Source organism: Tannerella forsythia (assembly GCF_001006485.1).
Taxonomy (GTDB): domain Bacteria; phylum Bacteroidota; class Bacteroidia; order Bacteroidales; family Tannerellaceae; genus Tannerella; species Tannerella forsythia.
The window spans coordinates 1-920 of record NZ_JUET01000117.1 but is presented as its reverse complement, the minus strand read 5'-3'; the positions used below and the strand labels follow the sequence as shown (position 1 = coordinate 920).

General features: G+C 51.7%; 1 protein-coding gene. It reads left to right on the top strand.

Annotated features, from left to right (window positions below; genetic code table 11):
* Window positions 1-920: hypothetical protein (locus Tanf_RS15160; protein ID WP_046825842.1), on the top strand; the 920-nt coding region annotated here is incomplete at both ends.

Genomic DNA, 920 nt, shown 5'->3' with positions numbered 1-920 from the left:
TCGGACGACCTGGCGCTCGACGTGATCACGACCTCTACCTTCGGAGGATTCGGATACCAGCATTCCGATGTGCATGTAGAGAACATGGCTCATCTGAATCCGGGCTTTACCTCATTGCGTCTGCGCGGACAGTGCTACGAGCAGAAGTGCGGTACGCTCAAGATGAAAGACCTTCGTCTCGACGGCGGCGCACAGCTTCATTTCTCGGTAGGTACGGCAAAGGGGATCAACATGGAATACAGCGATGCCATCAATGTAGAGAGACTGACAACCTACGGCACGATAGACGTGAACATCGAAATCCGTCCGTGCGAAAGAATGCAGAACCGTTGCTATCCGATCATCTATTATCAATCGGTTACGCCGGGTAGCTTGAACAACTTGAAGTTGGTACCGAGCAGCATCAAGATCGACGGTGAGATAGTGCCTCTTACTCTCGATGTATCGCAAGAAGGTGTGGTTTACCTGTGCGTCGGCAATGCTGTTCTTCCGAAGATAAATTATTCCGTAACCATACCTTCGGTAACGGGTGTAACGACAACTCCTCCGGCCGGCATCGCGTACACGCCTGCACGCTCGAACTTCGAGTTTAAGGCGAAGTATTCGTTCGAAAAACCGTTCGTGGTACGTACAGACCGTAAGATTGACGGGAAGACGGAAGAAATACTGGAAGGCAAGAAGAATGCCAACGGTGAATACGAATATGTGATTCCTCAGGTGACACAGCATATCGTGTTGAAGTTCGGTCCGGACCATGTAGCGAATATGTCGATCGAAGGTACGGCCGTATGGTCGCACGGCGAGACGATCTATATCCGCGTAGAGCGTAAAGATATCGCGAGCATCTACTCGGTAGCCGGCCAGTTAGTTCGGAGAATCGAACTGTCCGAAGGCGATACGTCCGTCCCGATGCAACGCGG